Here is a 16475-nt window from a genome sequence, read left to right as displayed (position 1 = left end):
ATGCTGCTTTCGAACAAGGGCAAGCACCGTCGTCCGTCCAAGGCCGCCCGCATCGCCACGCTGGCCGGTGTCACCACCGCCGCCGTCGCCGTCCCGCTGATGGGCGCCACGGGAGCCTCCGCCGCCACCACCTCCGAGTGGGACACCGTCGCCGCGTGCGAGTCCGGCGGCAACTGGTCGATCAACACCGGCAACGGCTACTACGGCGGCCTGCAGTTCTCGGCCTCCACCTGGGCCGCGTACGGCGGCAGTTCGTACGCCTCCACCGCCGACAAGGCATCCAAGGCGCAGCAGATAGCCGTCGCCGAGAAGGTCCTGGCGAGCCAGGGCAAGGGTGCCTGGCCGAGCTGCGGCGTGGGCCTGTCCGGCGCCTCCACCGGCAACACCGCTCCCGCCGGCTCCGGTTCCTCGAACTCGGGCGGCTCCGGCGGCTCCGGCGACTCCGGCCAGAGCGCCTCGAAGCCCCAGCAGAAGACGCAGCCCGCCGAGCAGCGTGCCTCGCGTGCGCAGGAGCGGCCGGCCGCGCAGAAGACCGTCGAGACCCCGACCGGCAAGAAGGTCAAGAAGGGTGACGGCGAGTACAAGGTCGTCAAGGGCGACACCCTGAGCGAGATCGCCGACGCGAAGAACGTCAAGGGCGGCTGGCAGAAGCTGTTCAAGCTGAACGACGACATCGTCGACGACGCCGACTTCATCTTCCCGGGCCAGCAGCTGCACCTCAGCTGACCCCGCCGGTCGCGTCACCGCTCCGGTGACCTCCTTCGGTGGGCCGGACATCGCGTCCCGGCCGGGGCCCTGGCCGCTCAGCCCCGACCGGACGTCCGGCCCACAACCGAATCGCGACTGAACCACAGCGCTCTCACATCCGTGTCCTCCATCGTGGGGTCCGTGAGGGCCACCCCCCCGGTCCTCCGCGGGCTCCCCGCTCCGGTGCGTTTTCCCCCGTGCGCACCGGAGCGGGGCTTTTTTCCGCCGCCCCCTCTTTGGCGCCCCCCTCTTTGTCACCCTCCTCCTTGCCTCCCCCGCGTTCCGCTCGCCTCCCCGGCCCGCTCACCCCCTCGCTTTGTTCCGTTCGGAAACAATTTCCTCTCGGTTCCGTCCACGAGACGGTCGGGGGCCCGTCGGGGCCCGGCAGCCGGTTAGGCTCATCCCGCGGGGCCACCACGGCCTGCGCCCAACCGGGCCTCCGGCCCGGCGCAGCTTGCGTCACATCCCAGAAGGAGATGCTCGTGCCGTCCATCGACGTCGTCGTAGCCCGGGAAATCCTGGACTCCCGAGGCAACCCCACGGTCGAGGTCGAGGTCGGCCTCGACGACGGCAGCACGGGTCGTGCCGCCGTTCCGTCCGGCGCCTCCACCGGTGCCTTCGAAGCCGTCGAGCTCCGTGACGGGGACCCCAACCGCTACCTCGGCAAGGGTGTCGAGAAGGCCGTCCTCGCCGTCATCGAGCAGATCGGCCCGGAGCTCGTCGGCTACGACGCCACCGAGCAGCGCCTCATCGACCAGGCGATGATCGACCTGGACGCCACCGACAACAAGGGCTCGCTCGGCGCCAACGCCATCCTCGGCGTCTCCCTCGCCGTCGCCCACGCCGCCTCCGAGACCAGCGACCTGCCGCTCTTCCGCTACCTCGGCGGACCGAACGCGCACCTGCTGCCCGTCCCGATGATGAACATCCTGAACGGCGGGTCGCACGCCGACTCGAACGTCGACATCCAGGAGTTCATGATCGCCCCGATCGGCGCGGAGTCCTTCTCCGAGGCCGTGCGCTGGGGCGCCGAGGTCTACCACACCCTCAAGAAGGTGCTGAAGACCAAGGGCCTGTCCACCGGCCTCGGCGACGAGGGCGGCTTCGCCCCGAACCTCGGCTCCAACCGCGAGGCCCTCGACCTCATCCTCGAGGCCATCAAGCAGGCCGGCTACATCCCCGGTGAGCAGGTCGCCCTCGCGCTGGACGTCGCCGCGTCCGAGTTCTACAAGGACGGCAAGTACGAGTTCGAGGGCAAGTCCCGCTCGGCCGCCGAGATGACCGAGTACTACGAGGAGCTCGTCTCCGCGTACCCGCTGGTCTCCATCGAGGACCCGCTGTACGAGGACGACTGGGCTGGCTGGAAGGTCATCACCGAGAAGCTGGGCGACAAGGTCCAGATCGTCGGCGACGACCTCTTCGTCACCAACCCCGAGCGCCTGGCCCGCGGCATCGAGGAGGGCTCCGCCAACGCCCTGCTCGTCAAGGTCAACCAGATCGGCTCGCTGACCGAGACGCTGGACGCCGTCGAGATGGCCCAGCGCAACGGCTTCAAGTGCATGATGTCGCACCGCTCCGGCGAGACCGAGGACGTCACCATCGCCGACCTCGCGGTCGCCGTGAACTGCGGTCAGATCAAGACCGGCGCCCCGGCCCGCTCGGACCGCGTCGCCAAGTACAACCAGCTGCTGCGCATCGAGGAGATCCTCGACGACGCCGCGGTGTACGCGGGCCGCTCGGCCTTCCCCCGCTTCAAGGGCTGAGCCGAGGGCCGGCTCCGAGCCGTGCGGTGAGGAGCGACAGCCCCGTCGTACGTACGTCCCCGTACCCGGTCCCGTACCGTGTGCGGGGACGTACGCACGTATCGGGGAGGCGGGACAGATGGCTGTGAAGGACCGTGACCGGTTCTCCACCGCGACCAGGCTGCGGGCGCTCGGTGAGCAGACCGCCGCCCGCGTCTACCGCTCCCAGACCAAACGCCAGGCGCGGCGGTCGCGGCTGACCGGCCGGGCGGCGCTCCTCGCGCTCGTCCTGTGCACGCTCGTGGTGGCGCTCGCCTACCCCATGAGGCAGTACGTCTCGCAGCGCGCGGAGGTCGCCGATGTGCGGCGGGAGCGCGAACAGGCCCGCGAGCGGGTCGAGGAGCTGCGCGACCTGAAGGCGCGGTGGCAGGACGACGCGTACGCCGAGCAGCGGATACGGGAACGGCTGCACTACGTGATGCCGGGCGAGACCGGTTACGTCGTCGTCGACCCCGACGCGGCCAGGAAGACACGTACGGACCGGACGGCGGCCGACCGGGCCTGGTACGACAACGTCTTCGACGGCGTGGACAAGGCCGACGCCGCCGGCCGCTGAACAGACCGGCCGCCGAACGGACCGGTCGCTGCAGAGACCGGCCGCCGAACAGACCGACTGCCGAACAGACTGACTGTTGAACCGACCGCCGCTCGTCCCGCGACCCACCGCGACCGACCGACCGGCGACCGACCAGAAAGACACAGACCCAAGGCATGCAGACGCCCCCGCCGCCCACTCCGCGCACCGAGCCCACCGACACGGACGTCGAGGCGTTCAAGCAGCAGCTCGGGCGGCCGCCGCGCGGACTGCGCGCGATCGCGCACCGCTGTCCGTGCGGACAGCCGGACGTCGTCGAGACGGCCCCCCGGCTGCCCGACGGTACGCCGTTCCCGACGACGTACTACCTGACGTGCCCGCGCGCGGCCTCCGCCATCGGCACGCTGGAGGCGAACGGCGTCATGAAGGAGATGACGGACCGTCTCGCCACCGACCCCGAGCTGGCCGCGGCGTACCGGGCCGCGCACGAGGACTACATCGCGCGCCGTGACTCCATCGAGGTGCTGGAGGGATTCCCAAGCGCGGGCGGGATGCCGGACCGGGTGAAGTGCCTGCACGTCCTGGTGGCCCACTCGCTGGCCGCGGGCCCCGGGGTGAACCCCCTCGGCGACGAGGCGATCGCCATGCTGCCGGAGTGGTGGCGCAAGGGCGCGTGCGTGCTGCCGCCCGCGTGACGGGGGAAGCCCGCGCGGTCCGGGCCGGCACCCCGGCGAACAAGCACAGCAGCACGACAGCACAACAGCACAGGAGACCACTGTCATGACTCGCGTCGCCGCCGTCGACTGCGGTACCAACTCCATCCGCCTGCTCGTCGCCGACGTGGACCCCGGGACCGGTGAACTCGTCGAGCTCGACCGCCGCATGACGATCGTCCGCCTGGGACAGGGCGTCGACCGCACGGGGCGCCTCGCCCCCGAGGCCCTGGACCGCACCTTCGCGGCCTGCCGCGAGTACGCCGGGGTGGTCGAGGAGCACGGCGCGGAGCGCGTCCGCTTCGTCGCGACCTCCGCCTCCCGCGACGCCGAGAACCGGGACGAGTTCGTCCGGGGCGTCCTCGACATCCTGGGCGTGGAGCCCGAGGTCGTCTCCGGCGGCCAGGAGGCCGAGTTCTCGTTCGCGGGCGCCACCAGGGAACTGACGGGCCGTGACGACCTGGCCAGGCCCTATCTGGTGGTGGACATCGGCGGCGGTTCCACCGAGTTCGTCGTCGGCGACGACCACGTGCGGGGTGCCCGCTCGGTGGACATCGGCTGCGTACGGATGACGGAACGCCACCTCGTACGGGACGGCGTGGTCACCGACCCGCCGACCGAGGAGCAGATCGCGGCGATCCGCGCCGACATCGAGGCGGCCCTCGACCTCGTCGAGGGGTCCGTGCCGCTGCGCGAGGCCCGCACGCTCGTCGGGCTCGCCGGCTCCGTCACCACCGTCTCGGCGATCGCCCAGGACCTCCAGGAGTACGACCCCGAGGCCATCCACCACTCCCGGGTCGGCCTCGACCGGGTCCGCGAGATCACCGCACGGCTGCTCACCTCCACGCACGCCGAGCGCTCGGCCATCCCCTCGATGCACCCGGGACGTGTGGACGTGATCGGGGCCGGCGCCCTCGTGCTCCTCGCGATCATGGAGCGGACCGGCGCCCGGGAGGTCGTGGTGAGCGAGCACGACATCCTCGACGGCATCGCGTGGTCGATGGCCTGAGGCGGGCCCCGGTCCCTCACCCGTCGGCAGCCTCTACTGAGCAGGTCGGACGACGTCTGAGCGTCCTCGAAGGGCTTCCGGGGACCCGGAGAACGACCTTGCCGGAAGTCCGCCGGAAAACTTCGTGAAGTTCTTCACAAGAGAATCGGCCCTGTTGGCGGAGGAATTCGGTCCTCCAGGCCCTTTCGGGGTCCCGGAGGGGGGCCGGGCACCGCGAAGGGAGTGTTTCGCGAGTGCTGCGGTCACGTGAAACGGGGGACTGGTACAGGGGCCGTGAAAGGCCGGAGCGGCAGCTCACGCGGCATTGACAACAGGTCGCGGGGCACGCCGGTTCCCCCGTCGGACCATGATCTGGATCACGTGAGCGGCGCAGTGTAGCAGAGGGTGCGTAGGAGCTTGTGAAGGGGCGCACGAGCGACCCCCCTGGGGCGGGTGGATACTCGATGGCATGAGCACCACGGAGCGTCCCAGGATCCTCGTAGTAGGCGGTGGGTACGTAGGCCTGTACGCAGCTCGGCGCATCCTCAAGAAGATGCGCTACGGCGAGGCGACCGTCACGGTCGTCGACCCCCGGTCGTACATGACCTACCAGCCCTTCCTCCCCGAAGCCGCCGCCGGCAGCATTTCGCCGCGGCACGTCGTCGTCCCGCTGCGGCGCGTGCTGCCCAAGGCGGAAGTCCTCACCGGCCGGGTCACCACCATCGACCAGGACCGCAAGGTCGCCACGATCGCCCCCCTCGTGGGCGAGGCGTACGAGCTGCCCTTCGACTACCTCGTCATCGCGATGGGCGCGGTCTCGCGCACCTTCCCGATCCCCGGCCTCGCCGAGCAGGGCATCGGCATGAAGGGCATCGAGGAGGCCATCGGCCTGCGCAACCACGTGCTCGAGCAGCTCGACAAGGCCGACTCCACGACCGACGAGGACGTCCGCCGCAAGGCGTTGACCTTCGTCTTCGTGGGCGGTGGCTTCGCCGGTGCGGAGACCATCGGTGAGGTCGAGGACATGGCCCGGGACGCCGCGAAGTACTACACCAACGTCTCCCGCGAGGACATGCGCTTCATCCTCGTCGACGCCGCGGACAAGATCCTGCCCGAGGTCGGCCCCAAGCTCGGCCAGTACGGCAAGGAGCACCTCGAGGGCCGCGGGGTCGAGGTCTACCTCTCCACCTCGATGGACTCCTGCGTCGACGGCCACGTGGTCCTGAAGAACGGCCTGGAGGTCGACTCCAGCACCATCGTGTGGACAGCCGGCGTCAAGCCGAACCCGGTGCTCTCCCGCTTCGGCCTGCCGCTCGGTCCGCGTGGTCACGTGGACACCGCCACCACCCTCCAGGTGCAGGGCACGGACTACGTCTGGGCCGCCGGCGACAACGCCCAGGTGCCTGACCTCGTCGGCCGCAAGGCCGGCAACGAGAACGCCTGGTGCCCGCCGAACGCCCAGCACGCGCTGCGGCAGGCGAGGGTCCTCGGCGACAACGTGATCTCCGGTATGCGGGGCTTCCCGCAGAAGGAGTACAGCCACGCCAACAAGGGTGCGGTCGCCGGGCTCGGGCTGCACAAGGGCGTCGCGTTCATCGTCATGGGCAAGATGAAGATCAAGCTCAAGGGGCGGCTGGCCTGGTACATGCACCGTGGCTACCACGGGCTCGCCATGCCGACGTGGAACCGGAAGATCCGGGTGTTCGCCGACTGGACGCTCGCGGTGTTCCTGAAGCGTGAGGTCGTCTCGCTCGGGGCGATCGAGACTCCGCGCGAGGAGTTCTACGAGGCCGCGAAGCCGGCGCCGGCTCCGGCCGCCGTCGCGAAGACGGAGGAGAAGGCCAAGGCCTCCTGACCTCCGGTCACCGTCCCACCAGCATCGCCCGAAGGGGCCTCCCGCCATCCGTGGTGCGGGAGGCCCCTTCGGCGTTCTCCCGCCCTGGTCCCCCTCCCCGTCCCCCTCCTCGTCCCGGTCCCGGACGGGCAGGTGTGGCGGGACGAGAAACATGGTCGATGCATGTATTTTGCTCAGAGATGACGGTCCGGCGGGACTGCGCTCCGCCCCCGTCGGTGTTTACGTGGTGTCGGAGTTTGTGGGATTCCTCGTCACGGAGGTGTGCGTCATGCAGGACGCGGCGCTTCGGCTCAAGGCGCTGATGGAACAGCTGCTCGGAGCCCCGGTCCCGGTACGGATTCGTGCCTGGGACGGTTCGGAGGCAGGACCGCCGGGCACCCCGGTGGTCGTCGTACGCAACCGCCGGGCCCTGCGCCGACTCCTGTGGAAACCGGGGGAGCTGGGCCTCGCGAGAGCCTGGGTCTCCGGCGACCTGACGGTTGACGGCGACCTGTACGCGGTACTGGACGCGGTCGCCGAGCTGGTGTGGGAGCGCGGCGAGGACGCCAGGACCCTCGGCCAGGCCCTGCGCGACCCCCAGGTACGGGCCGCCGTACGCGGGCTCGTACGGCTGGCGGGTGCCCCGCTGCCGCCCGCCCCGCCGCAGGAGGAGGTACGCAGACACTCCCGGCTGTCCCACCCGCACACCAGGCGCAGCGACCGCCGGGCGATCAGTCACCACTACGACGTGGGCAACGACTTCTACGAACTCGTCCTCGGCCCGTCCATGGTCTACTCGTGCGCCTACTGGGACGCCCCGGACGGCACCCTGGAGGACGCCCAGCGCGACAAGCTCTCCCTCGTCGCCCGCAAACTGGACCTGAAGCCCGGTATGCGACTGCTCGACGTCGGGTGCGGCTGGGGTTCCATGGCCATCCACGCCGCCCGCGAACACGGCGTGAGCGTCGTCGGTGTGACGCTGTCGCAGGAGCAGGCCGCGTACGCCCGCAAGCGCGTCGCCGAGGAGGGGCTCACCGACCGGATCGAGATCCGTGTCCAGGACTACCGCGACGTCACCGACGGACCGTACGACGCGATCTCCTCCATCGGCATGGCCGAACACGTCGGCAGCGAACGCTACCTGGAGTACGCCAAGGACCTGTTCGCCCTGCTGAAGCCCGGCGGGCGGCTCCTGAACCACCAGATCGGGCGGCGGCCCTGGCGCGACGAGGCGGCGTACGAGATCAACGGGTTCATCGACGCGTACGTCTTCCCGGACGGGGAGCTCGCGCCGGTCGGCGAGACCGTGACCCAGCTGGAGGGCGCCGGGTTCGAGGTGCGCGACGTCGAGTCGATCCGCGAGCACTACGCGCTGACCCTGCGCCGCTGGGTGGCCAACCTGGAGGCGCGCTGGCCGGACGCCGTCCGCCTCACCGGCCCCGGCCGGGCCCGCGTCTGGCGCCTCTACATGGCCGCCTCGGCGCTCGCCTTCGAACGCAACCGCATCGGCGTCAACCAGGTGCTGGCGGTACGGACGCCCGGCTCGGGCGCCTCGGGCATGCCGCTGCGGGCCCGTACCTGGAACTGACCGGACGACGAGGGGCCCCGTTCCTGACGGAACGGGGCCCCTCCGGTCGGCTGCGGCCGTGTGCGGCCGCTACTCGGATTTGATCGCCGACAGCATGTTCAGGCGGGCCGCCCGCCGGGCCGGCCAGAGGGCCGCCAGGACGCCGACCACGGCCGCCAGGAGCAGGAAGACGGCCATCCGGTCGTAGGGCAGCACCAGCTCGTACGTCGGCATCTTGCCGGCCACGAGCTCACCGGCGGCCCAGCCGAAGAACACGCCCAGACCCACGCCGAGCACACCGCCGAAGAGCGAGATGACCAGGGACTCCAGGCGGACCATCCGCTTGATCCCCTTGCGGTCCAGGCCGATCGCGCGGAGCATCCCGATCTCCTGCGACCGCTCGAAGACGGACATGGCGAGGGTGTTGATGACGCCCAGGACGGCGACGATGACGGCCATCGCCAGCAGGCCGTAGAGCATGTTCAGCATCAGGGTGAACATCTGCGCGATCTCGTTGGAGACGTCCTGCTTGTCCTGGACCCTGACGGCCGGGTTGTCGCCGAGCGCCTTCTCCAGGCTGTCCTTGGTCGCGTCGGACGGACCGCCGGCGGTCTTCACCATGACCTGCATGTCGCGCGGGTCCGTCTGGTGCGGGGCGAGGGTCGCGGTGTCGAGCATGATGCCGCTGATCATCTCGTTGCCCTCGTACACACCGGCGACCGTCAGCCGCTGCTTCTCGTCGTCCTCGTACGAGACCGAGAACGTCGAGCCGGCCTTCCAGCCGTGGTCCTTCGCGGTCTCGTCGTCCACGACCACCTGGGCGCCGCCGACCTCGAACGTACCGCTGTCGATCTTCAGGTCGGTCAGGTCGCCGATCGTGGAGCCGTTCACCCCGGTGACGTACTCGGTCTCGCCCTCGATGCGCGCGGGCGCGTCGCGCAGGGGGCTGGTGGCGGTGACGCCGTCGGTCCCGCCGAGCTTCTTCCCGACGTCGGGCGACAGGGAGTTGAAGTTCGCCATGGAGACCACGTAGTCGGCCTTCAGGGCGGACGTGGCCATCTCGTCGATCGACTTCTGCAGGCTGCCCGCCATCACCGTCATGCCGGTGATGAGGGTCAGACCGATCATCAGGGCGGAGGCGGTGGCCGCGGTGCGGCGCGGGTTGCGTACGGAGTTCTGCCGGGCGAGCTTGCCCGAGACGCCGAAGACGCGCAGGACCGGGGCGGCGCTCGCGATCAGCGGGCGGGAGAGGAGGGGCGTGAGGATGAAGACGCCGATGATCAGCAGGACCGCGCCGAAGCCCATCGGGACCTGGCCGTCCGTGCCGTCCATCGTCGTGGCGGCCAGGACCACGGCGACACCCGCCGCCGCGAAGAGGGCGCCGAGTGTGTTGCGCAGCACCAGCGACTTGGTGGTCGCCGCGGCGTGCACGCTGCTCATCGCCGCGACCGGGGGGATCCTGGCGGCGCGGCGGCCCGGCAGCCAGGCGGCCAGCATCGTGATGAGGATGCCGACGGCGAACGACGTGACGACCGTGCCGGGGGTGACGACCAGGGGGCCGTCGGGCACGGCGGCGTCCAGGGTCCCCATGAGGGCGCGCAGGCCCGCGCCGATGCCGATGCCCGCGAGCAGGCCCGTGACGGCGGCGACCGCGCCGACCAGGAAGGCCTCCAGCAGCACCGAGCGGGTGACCTGCTTGCGGGAGGCGCCGACCGCGCGCAGCAGCGCCAGTTCCTTGGTGCGCTGGGCGACCAGCATGGTGAAGGTGTTCGCGATGATGAACGTGCCGACGAACAGGGCGATGCCGGCGAAGACCAGCAGACCGGTCTTGAGGCCGCTCATCGACGCCTCGATCTGGACGGCCTGCTGGTCGGCGAGTTCCTGGCCGGTCGTCGTGGACACGATGTCCTTCGGCAGGATCTTGTCGAGGTTCGCCTGCAGCGCGGTCTGGCTGGTGCCCGGGGCCGCCTTCACGTCGATCTCGTCGTACGTGCCGGTCTTGTGGAAGAGCCGCTGCGCGGTGGCCGTGTCGAAGAGGGCGAGGCTGCCGCCGGCGGCGACGTTGCCGTCGTCCGTGGTGAAGACGGCGGTGACGGTGGGGGTGAGGACCGGGCCGTCGACCGAGAGCCGTATCCTGTCGCCGACCTCGTAGCCGGCGCGCTTCGCCGTCTCGGCGTCGATCGCGACCTGGTTCTTCCCGACGGGGCGCTTGCCGCTGCTGAGCGGGTAGCGGGGGTCCTTGTCGCCCCAGTAGTTGCCGCCCTGCGACTGGAAGCCGCCGCCGATCAGTTTGCCGTCCTTGCCGGCGATCGCGGTGAAGCCGCTGACGACGCCGATGGCGTTCCCGGCGCCCGGGGCCCCCGCGGCCTTCTCCAGCAGCGGTCCGGTCAGTTCCGGTTCCTTGGCGAGCTTGTCGCCCTTGTCCTCGGTGTACTCCGGCTGGACGGCGACGTCGACCTGGTCGAAGCCCTTCGCCGAACTCTTCTGGTAGGCGTCCGAAATGGTGTTGGTGAAGACCAGGGTGCCGGAGACGAACGCCACGCCCAGCATCACGGCGAGCACGGTCATCAAGAGCCTGGCCTTGTGCGCGAGCACGTTGCGCAGGGCGGTACGGAGCATGTCTTCTCAGTCCAGGTGGGTGGCGATGGGTGGCGATGGGTGGGGTACGACATCGGCTGCCGGCCGGTGGGGGCGGGCCGCGCAGTTCCCCGCGCCCCTGAAGGGCGAAAGCCGGGGCGCAGCCCCGCTTTCGAGGGGCGCGGGGAACTGCGCGATCGGCCCCCACCGGCCCGCAGACCGGGAGCCGCGCCCGGGCCAGGGGCAGCGCCCGGGCCGGGCGAGCGGGTAAGCGCGCCCTAGCTGGTGCGGCCCTTCGCGTCGAACCGCTTCATGCGGTCCAGCACCGCGTCGGCCGTGGGCGCGTGCACCTCGTCCACCACCCGCCCGTCGGCGAGGAAGACCACCCGGTCCGCGTACGCCGCCGCGACCGGGTCGTGGGTCACCATGACCACGGTCTGCCCCAGCTCCCGCACGGAGTTGCGCAGGAACCCCAGCACCTCCGCCCCCGACCGCGAGTCCAGGTTCCCGGTGGGCTCGTCGCCGAAGATGATGTCCGGGCGGGACGCCAGCGCCCGCGCCACGGCGACCCGCTGCTGCTGCCCTCCGGAGAGCTGCGAGGGCCGGTGCGAGAGCCGGTCGGCGAGGCCCACCATCGCGATCACCGTCTCCAGCCACTGCTTGTCCGGTTTGCGGCCCGCGATGTCCATCGGGAGGGTGATGTTCTCCAGGGCGGTCAGCGTCGGCAGCAGGTTGAACGCCTGGAAGATGAAGCCGATCTTGTCCCGGCGCAACTTGGTGAGCTGCTTGTCCTTGAGGGACCCGAGCTCGGTCTCACCGATACGGACCGAGCCGGAGGAGAAGCTGTCCAGCCCCGCGACGCAGTGCATCAGCGTGGACTTGCCGGACCCCGACGGTCCCATGATCGCGGTGAACTCGGCCTGCCGGAAGTCGACGGAGACCTGGTCCAGAGCGACCACCTGGGTCTCCCCCTGGCCGTAGACCTTCGAGAGTTCCGTGGCACGGGCGGCCACCGCGGTGGTCCGTTCGGCGAGGGGAGTGGTGGTCACGGAAGGGTGCTCCTTGTCGGTACGACGACGAGTGGACGACTGCTTCCATCGTCGGCGCCGGACCGCGCCGTGTAGTCACCCGCTGTTCCGGTTCCGGGGGCAGACTCGAGTCGCACCACACGGCTCCCTGTCATACCTGGGGATGACCCCGGCCCCCGAGAGCGGAGCCCTGGAGGCGCCGCGGGACGGAATCGGCGACGGTTCGTCAGATTCCACCCGTTCGGGCGGTGAAATCACGTCATTCCCCGGGGGCCGCCCGGCGCTCCTCAAAAGGCATGTGGCATGTGCGGATGGCGCATACCGTGGGCTGATGCACCCTCAGACTCCAATAAAATAAGACAACATCGGGTCGCCCCACCGAAGTTCGGGGGACCGCTCCCGATAGGCTCGGAGCACTCGAAGCGGAGCCCATGGCCTGCCCGGATGGTGGAATGCAGACACGGCGAGCTTAAACCTCGCTGCCCTTCACAGGGCGTACCGGTTCAAGTCCGGTTCCGGGCACCTCCGACACTTCCTTCCTTCCCGGCGTATCCCCGCGTATGCCGGTTAAGGGTGCACCCTTCATTGAATACTTGACCACGTGACCGTTGACAGCGGGTCCCGTGCGTCGGAGACTCGCGTGGGTGACCTGGTGAATAAAACTTCACCACACGAACAGAGGGCGTGTCGATGCGTACCACCGTCGGGATCATCGGAGCAGGACCGGCCGGTCTGCTGCTGGCGAGGCTGCTGCACAACGCGGGGATCGACTCCGTCGTGCTGGAGAGCCGTGACCGGACGTACGTGGAGCAGCGCCAGCGCGCCGGGATCCTGGAGCAGGGGACCGTGGACGTCCTGCGCGCGGCCGGCGCCGGTGAGCGCATGGACCGGGAGGGGCTGCGCCACGACGGCATCGAACTGCGGTTCGCGCGCAGGCGCCACCGGGTCGACTTCCCCGCCCTCACCGGCGGCCGGTCGGTGATGGTCTACGCCCAGACCGAGGTGTGCAAGGACCTCATCGCGCTGCAGCTCAAGGAGGGCGGACCGCTGCTCTTCGGGGCGGAGGCGCTGGCCGTCGAGGGGGCCGGCACCGACAGCCCCCGGGTGCGCTTTCGCCGCGACGGGCGCGAGGAGGTGCTGGAGTGCGCGTACGTCGTCGGGTGCGACGGCTCCTACGGGGTGGCCCGCCGTGCGATCCCCGGGGAGCTCACCCGGGTCTACGAGCGGACGTACCCCTTCGGGTGGCTGGGGATCCTCGCCGACGTGCCGCCGTCGCACGACGAGCTCGTCTACGCCCGGCACGAGCGCGGCTTCGCCCTGCTGTCCATGCGCTCGCCCGCTGTCTCACGGCTCTACCTGCAGGTGCCGGCGGGCACGGACGCCGGGACGTGGAGCGACGGGGAGATCTGGGACGAGCTGGAGCGCCGGTTCGAGACGGCCGACGACTGGCGGCTGGAACGGGGCGCCGTCACCGCCAAGTCCGTCACGCCCATGCGCAGCCACGTGCACGAGCCGATGCGGCACGGACGGCTCTTCCTGGCCGGGGACGCTGCCCACATCGTGCCGCCGACGGGCGCCAAGGGGCTGAACCTCGCGGTCGGGGACGTGGTGACCTTCGCGCGGGCGCTGGCGCACCGGACCGCGACCGGCTCCGACGCGCTGCTCGACGCCTACTCGCAGACCTGCCTGCGCCGTGTCTGGCAGGCCGAGCGGTTCTCGTACGAGATGACCACCATGCTGCACCGCGCGCCGGACGCGACGCCCTTCGAGGACCGGATCCAGCTGGCCCGGCTCGAACGGCTCGCCGGCTCGCGCGCCGCCGAACAGGACCTCGCCGAGGGGTACACGGGCTTCGCCCTGGAGTGAACCCCTGGAGTGAAAGAGCACCGCCCGGGGAACCGGACGGGTACGTACCGGCGTTCTACCGGTGCGGGGAATGCCGGGGTGAGACCCGGTGTTCCCGGTCACAAGAGGGGAAAGATCCTCCCCAGGCACTAGATGCATTCTTTTGCCTACCCATTACTCTTGAGCCAAGGCCGCGCAAGGTGGCCATGGAGGAGTGAAATGAGGAGCAGCAACCCGGTCTTCTCGCGACGGGGGTTCAGCCGCGACAACGGCTACGCGGGCTTCAACGCGGCGCCGCAGGCCGGGGGCCCCGCTGTCGGAACGCAGGGGAACCCTTACGCACAGGGTGCCCCGGGCGCCCCGCAGAGCGGTACCCCGTACGCGCAGAATCCTTACGCCCAGAACCCGTACGCCCAGCAGGACCTGCAGCACGGCGCACCGCCGCAGGCCCCGCCCGCCGCCGGCCGCATGACGATGGACGACGTCGTCACCCGGACGGCCATGACCCTCGGCACCGTCACCGTCGGTGCCGTTCTCGCCTGGGTCCTGCTGCCCGTCTCGTCGAGCAGCTACGGCCTGGCCATCGGCTCGGCGCTCATCGCGATGGTCTTCGCGCTGGTCCAGGCCTTCAAGCGCAAGGCCTCGCCCGCGCTGATCCTGGCGTACGCCGCCTTCGAGGGCGTCTTCCTCGGCGTGATCAGCGAGATGTTCAACAGCAGGTGGTCCGGCGCGCCCTTCCAGGCCGTGCTCGGCACGCTGGCCGTCTCCGGCGCCACCCTGCTCGTCTACCGGGCGGGCTGGATCCGCGTCACCGCGCGGTACGCGCGCATCGGTATGGCCATCGCGATCGCCTTCGTGCTGGTCATGGCGGTCAACCTGCTGCTGGTCGTCTTCGGTGTCGCCGACGACGGCGGACTGCGCAGCATGGGCCCGCTCGGCGCGATCGTCGGCATCCTGGCGATCGTCCTGGGTGCCTTCTTCCTGACGCTGGACTTCAAGCAGATCGAGGACGGCATCGCCTACGGCGCGCCGCGCGACGAGTCCTGGCTGGCCGCGTTCGGCCTGACCATGAGCCTCGTCTGGATCTACCTGGAGATGCTGCGGCTGGTCGCCATCTTCAGCGGCAACGACTAGCGCTCCGCCGCGGGCAGGGGCACGAGGCCCGGCAACCGCTTGTGAGGAAGGGCCCCGCGAACCACGGTTCGCGGGGCCCTTCCTTCTTTTTTCCGGTGCCGAAGCGGAGCGGGGCGCGCTCAGCGCAGATTGCGCGCCGCCCTCCTCAGGTCGTACTCGTGGATGATGGCTTTCGCGTGGCCGTACGCGAGGTCGTGCTCGGCACGGAGCCAGCTGACCTTCTCCTCGAAGCGATGGAGAGCGGGGCCTTCGTCGACGGTGCGCAGCCAGTCGGAGATCTCACGACCGGTGCAGTGGGGGATGCGGGCGAGCAGATTGCGATGGGTCTCCGCGGAGAAGAGTTGGGACATCGGCGCCTCCGGACGCAAAGGGGATGTAAGCCGGTCCTTCACGCCACCGTGCCTGAGCGTCCGGTCGTTGGCAACAGGCCCGTTGCTGCGCGTAGTCTCGCGAGGTGCTTGATACGACGCCGCTGACCCGTGCCGTTGACCACTTCGCCGACCGGCTGCGGGCCGCGCCGCAGAGCCGGCTGCAACGGGGGGCGGCGGCCGAGGCGCTGGCTCTGGCCAGGGAGTTGGCACTGCGTGCCCAGCGGATCGAGGACCCCGGGCAGGTCCCGCGGGAGATGCCGGACGCGGGCATGTTCGCGTCGGCGGACCAGATCACGGTGGCCGTCCACGACCTGGCGCTCGTACTGAGGAACGAGGCGGAACTGGCGGAGGCGCTGGTGCTCGTGGAGGAGGCGCAGCGGAGGGCGGGCGTCTGACCGTGCGTGGACGGACGCCGGGCGGGCCTACAGCGAGGCTATGACCCTGTCCGCCAGGACGTAGACGCTCTCCTGGCCGCATTCGAAGGTCAGGGCGTACGCGCCCGAGACGCCCGAGCCGCCGAGCAGGACGGGCGGGCGGCCGGCGCGCAGGGACGCGGCGAGGCGTTCCGCGGTCTCGCGGTGGCCCGGGGTCATGCACAGGGTGGTGCCGTCGGCGAAGACGTAGACGTCCAGGGTGCCGAGGGGGCCGGGGCGGACGTCCGTCAACTCCGTGCGCGAGTCGGCCAGTTCCTCCAGGCAGGCCACCGTGCGTTCGTGGTCGTTCACCATCGGGGACTGGACCGGGACGAAGTCCGGGTGCGAGGGGTGGCGCCGGCGGGCCGCGGCCAGTTCCGGGGAGTCCCCGGCGAACTCGTCGGCGTCGGCGGGCGGCTCGGTCACCGGCTCCAGGTGCTCGAGACCGGCGAAGTCCGACTGGCGCGGCAGGAACAGCTCGCTGTCGGGCAGGCCGAGCAGGGTCGGTGCGTCGCCGGCGTCGCGTGCCTCCTGGGCGGCCCAGAACGCGCGCGCCTCGGCCAGCTCACGCTCCCGCTCCTCGGCGAGGGCCTCGGCGACGGCGACGCGTATCTCGTCGGTGTCCGCGGCCGTGCGGGCCGCCGGTACGAGGCCGCGCGCGGCGGCGCGGCCCTCGGTGAGCTCGGCGTGCAGGGCCGCCACCTGCCGGCGCAGCGCCAGCAGGGTGCGCAGAACGGCGACGCCCACGGCTGTGGTGGTGGCTGTGGCGAGCAGCAGAGCGAGGAACGTGGTGCTCACTGACGTACTCCCGGTTCAAAGTCGACCCCCGACTTCCTACATCAGCTTGAAGGGCGGACTAACCCGGTGTCAGTGCGTAACGTCACGAAAGGGACAGGACTTTAGCCCTGACGTTCATCTGTT

The 16475-nt window shown here is 70.5% G+C and carries 14 protein-coding genes and 1 tRNA gene; 11 read left to right on the top strand and 4 right to left on the bottom strand.

The features are described 5' to 3' along the window. The 7 genes from QFZ75_RS15685 to QFZ75_RS15655 all read left to right on the top strand — a co-directional run bounded on the left by QFZ75_RS15685 (nucleotide 1) and on the right by QFZ75_RS15655 (nucleotide 8207). A complete protein-coding gene (locus QFZ75_RS15685) occupies nucleotides 1–726 on the top strand; it encodes a transglycosylase family protein (RefSeq protein ID WP_307537488.1) in 726 nt (241 codons plus the stop codon). Between the two features lie 497 nt (nucleotides 727–1223). Then, nucleotides 1224–2510, top strand: coding sequence for a phosphopyruvate hydratase (gene eno / locus QFZ75_RS15680; RefSeq protein WP_307537486.1), 1287 nt, complete (start codon nucleotides 1224–1226; stop codon nucleotides 2508–2510). Nucleotides 2511–2628: 118 nt separating this feature from the next. Next, nucleotides 2629–3105, top strand: a complete 477-nt coding sequence (locus QFZ75_RS15675) for a septum formation initiator family protein (RefSeq protein ID WP_307537484.1) — start codon at nucleotides 2629–2631, stop codon at nucleotides 3103–3105. A gap of 155 nt (nucleotides 3106–3260) precedes the next feature. Continuing rightward, complete coding sequence (locus QFZ75_RS15670; protein ID WP_307537482.1) at nucleotides 3261–3779, top strand: DUF501 domain-containing protein; 519 nt, start codon at nucleotides 3261–3263, stop codon at nucleotides 3777–3779. Between the two features lie 85 nt (nucleotides 3780–3864). After that, the gene (locus QFZ75_RS15665; RefSeq protein ID WP_307537480.1) at nucleotides 3865–4806 is read left to right on the top strand and encodes a Ppx/GppA phosphatase family protein; all 942 of its coding nucleotides are present in this window, start codon (nucleotides 3865–3867) and stop codon (nucleotides 4804–4806) included. 448 nt (nucleotides 4807–5254) lie between these two features. Beyond that, entirely contained in the window at nucleotides 5255–6640 is a 1386-nt protein-coding gene (locus QFZ75_RS15660; RefSeq protein WP_307537479.1) for an NAD(P)/FAD-dependent oxidoreductase, read from the top strand. A 268-nt stretch (nucleotides 6641–6908) separates the two neighbouring features. Then, nucleotides 6909–8207 carry a cyclopropane-fatty-acyl-phospholipid synthase family protein gene (locus QFZ75_RS15655; protein WP_307537477.1) on the top strand — a complete coding sequence of 433 codons (1299 nt, stop codon included), beginning with the start codon at nucleotides 6909–6911 and terminating at the stop codon, nucleotides 8205–8207. Between the two features lie 69 nt (nucleotides 8208–8276). Here the strand turns inward: QFZ75_RS15655 and QFZ75_RS15650 are convergent, their stop codons facing one another. Continuing rightward, nucleotides 8277–10805, bottom strand: a complete 2529-nt coding sequence (locus QFZ75_RS15650; protein WP_307537475.1) for an ABC transporter permease — start codon at nucleotides 10803–10805, stop codon at nucleotides 8277–8279. A gap of 236 nt (nucleotides 10806–11041) precedes the next feature. Continuing rightward, complete coding sequence (locus QFZ75_RS15645; protein ID WP_307537473.1) at nucleotides 11042–11812, bottom strand: ABC transporter ATP-binding protein; 771 nt, start codon at nucleotides 11810–11812, stop codon at nucleotides 11042–11044. A 417-nt stretch (nucleotides 11813–12229) separates the two neighbouring features. On the opposite strand from QFZ75_RS15645, the gene QFZ75_RS15640 reads away from it, so the two are divergent. The 3 genes from QFZ75_RS15640 to QFZ75_RS15630 all read left to right on the top strand — a co-directional run bounded on the left by QFZ75_RS15640 (nucleotide 12230) and on the right by QFZ75_RS15630 (nucleotide 14770). Next, nucleotides 12230–12313: transfer RNA gene (locus QFZ75_RS15640), tRNA-Leu, on the top strand. Between the two features lie 168 nt (nucleotides 12314–12481). Further along, nucleotides 12482–13657: a 4-hydroxybenzoate 3-monooxygenase gene (locus QFZ75_RS15635; RefSeq protein ID WP_307537471.1), complete on the top strand. Its 1176-nt coding sequence runs from the start codon at nucleotides 12482–12484 to the stop codon at nucleotides 13655–13657. Between the two features lie 198 nt (nucleotides 13658–13855). Next, nucleotides 13856–14770 carry a Bax inhibitor-1/YccA family protein gene (locus QFZ75_RS15630; RefSeq protein WP_307537469.1) on the top strand — a complete coding sequence of 305 codons (915 nt, stop codon included), beginning with the start codon at nucleotides 13856–13858 and terminating at the stop codon, nucleotides 14768–14770. A gap of 119 nt (nucleotides 14771–14889) precedes the next feature. On the opposite strand, the gene QFZ75_RS15625 is transcribed toward QFZ75_RS15630, so the two are convergent. Then, the gene (locus QFZ75_RS15625) at nucleotides 14890–15120 is read right to left on the bottom strand and encodes a DUF4287 domain-containing protein (protein ID WP_307537467.1); all 231 of its coding nucleotides are present in this window, start codon (nucleotides 15118–15120) and stop codon (nucleotides 14890–14892) included. Between the two features lie 104 nt (nucleotides 15121–15224). On the opposite strand from QFZ75_RS15625, the gene QFZ75_RS15620 reads away from it, so the two are divergent. Further along, complete coding sequence (locus tag QFZ75_RS15620) at nucleotides 15225–15536, top strand: hypothetical protein (RefSeq protein WP_307537465.1); 312 nt, start codon at nucleotides 15225–15227, stop codon at nucleotides 15534–15536. 27 nt (nucleotides 15537–15563) lie between these two features. On the opposite strand, the gene QFZ75_RS15615 is transcribed toward QFZ75_RS15620, so the two are convergent. Beyond that, nucleotides 15564–16352, bottom strand: a complete 789-nt coding sequence (locus QFZ75_RS15615; RefSeq protein ID WP_307537463.1) for a hypothetical protein — start codon at nucleotides 16350–16352, stop codon at nucleotides 15564–15566. Between the last annotated feature and the right edge of the window lie 123 nt (nucleotides 16353–16475).

The organism is Streptomyces sp. V3I8 (assembly GCF_030817535.1).
Taxonomy (GTDB): domain Bacteria; phylum Actinomycetota; class Actinomycetes; order Streptomycetales; family Streptomycetaceae; genus Streptomyces.
Note: the sequence above shows the minus strand (reverse complement) of the source record. Positions and strands in the feature narration are given on the sequence as shown.

Coding starts and splice junctions, on each gene's coding strand:
- eno (WP_307537486.1), top strand. CDS start 1,224: ATGCTCGTGCCGTCCATCGACGTCGTCGTAGCCCGGGAAATCCTGGAC.
- QFZ75_RS15650 (WP_307537475.1), bottom strand. CDS start 10,805: ATGCTCCGTACCGCCCTGCGCAACGTGCTCGCGCACAAGGCCAGGCTC.
- QFZ75_RS15660 (WP_307537479.1), top strand. CDS start 5,255: ATGAGCACCACGGAGCGTCCCAGGATCCTCGTAGTAGGCGGTGGGTAC.
- QFZ75_RS15675 (WP_307537484.1), top strand. CDS start 2,629: ATGGCTGTGAAGGACCGTGACCGGTTCTCCACCGCGACCAGGCTGCGG.
- QFZ75_RS15635 (WP_307537471.1), top strand. CDS start 12,482: ATGCGTACCACCGTCGGGATCATCGGAGCAGGACCGGCCGGTCTGCTG.
- QFZ75_RS15665 (WP_307537480.1), top strand. CDS start 3,865: ATGACTCGCGTCGCCGCCGTCGACTGCGGTACCAACTCCATCCGCCTG.
- QFZ75_RS15630 (WP_307537469.1), top strand. CDS start 13,856: ATGAGGAGCAGCAACCCGGTCTTCTCGCGACGGGGGTTCAGCCGCGAC.
- QFZ75_RS15655 (WP_307537477.1), top strand. CDS start 6,909: ATGCAGGACGCGGCGCTTCGGCTCAAGGCGCTGATGGAACAGCTGCTC.
- QFZ75_RS15685 (WP_307537488.1), top strand. CDS start 1: ATGCTGCTTTCGAACAAGGGCAAGCACCGTCGTCCGTCCAAGGCCGCC.
- QFZ75_RS15670 (WP_307537482.1), top strand. CDS start 3,261: ATGCAGACGCCCCCGCCGCCCACTCCGCGCACCGAGCCCACCGACACG.
- QFZ75_RS15625 (WP_307537467.1), bottom strand. CDS start 15,120: ATGTCCCAACTCTTCTCCGCGGAGACCCATCGCAATCTGCTCGCCCGC.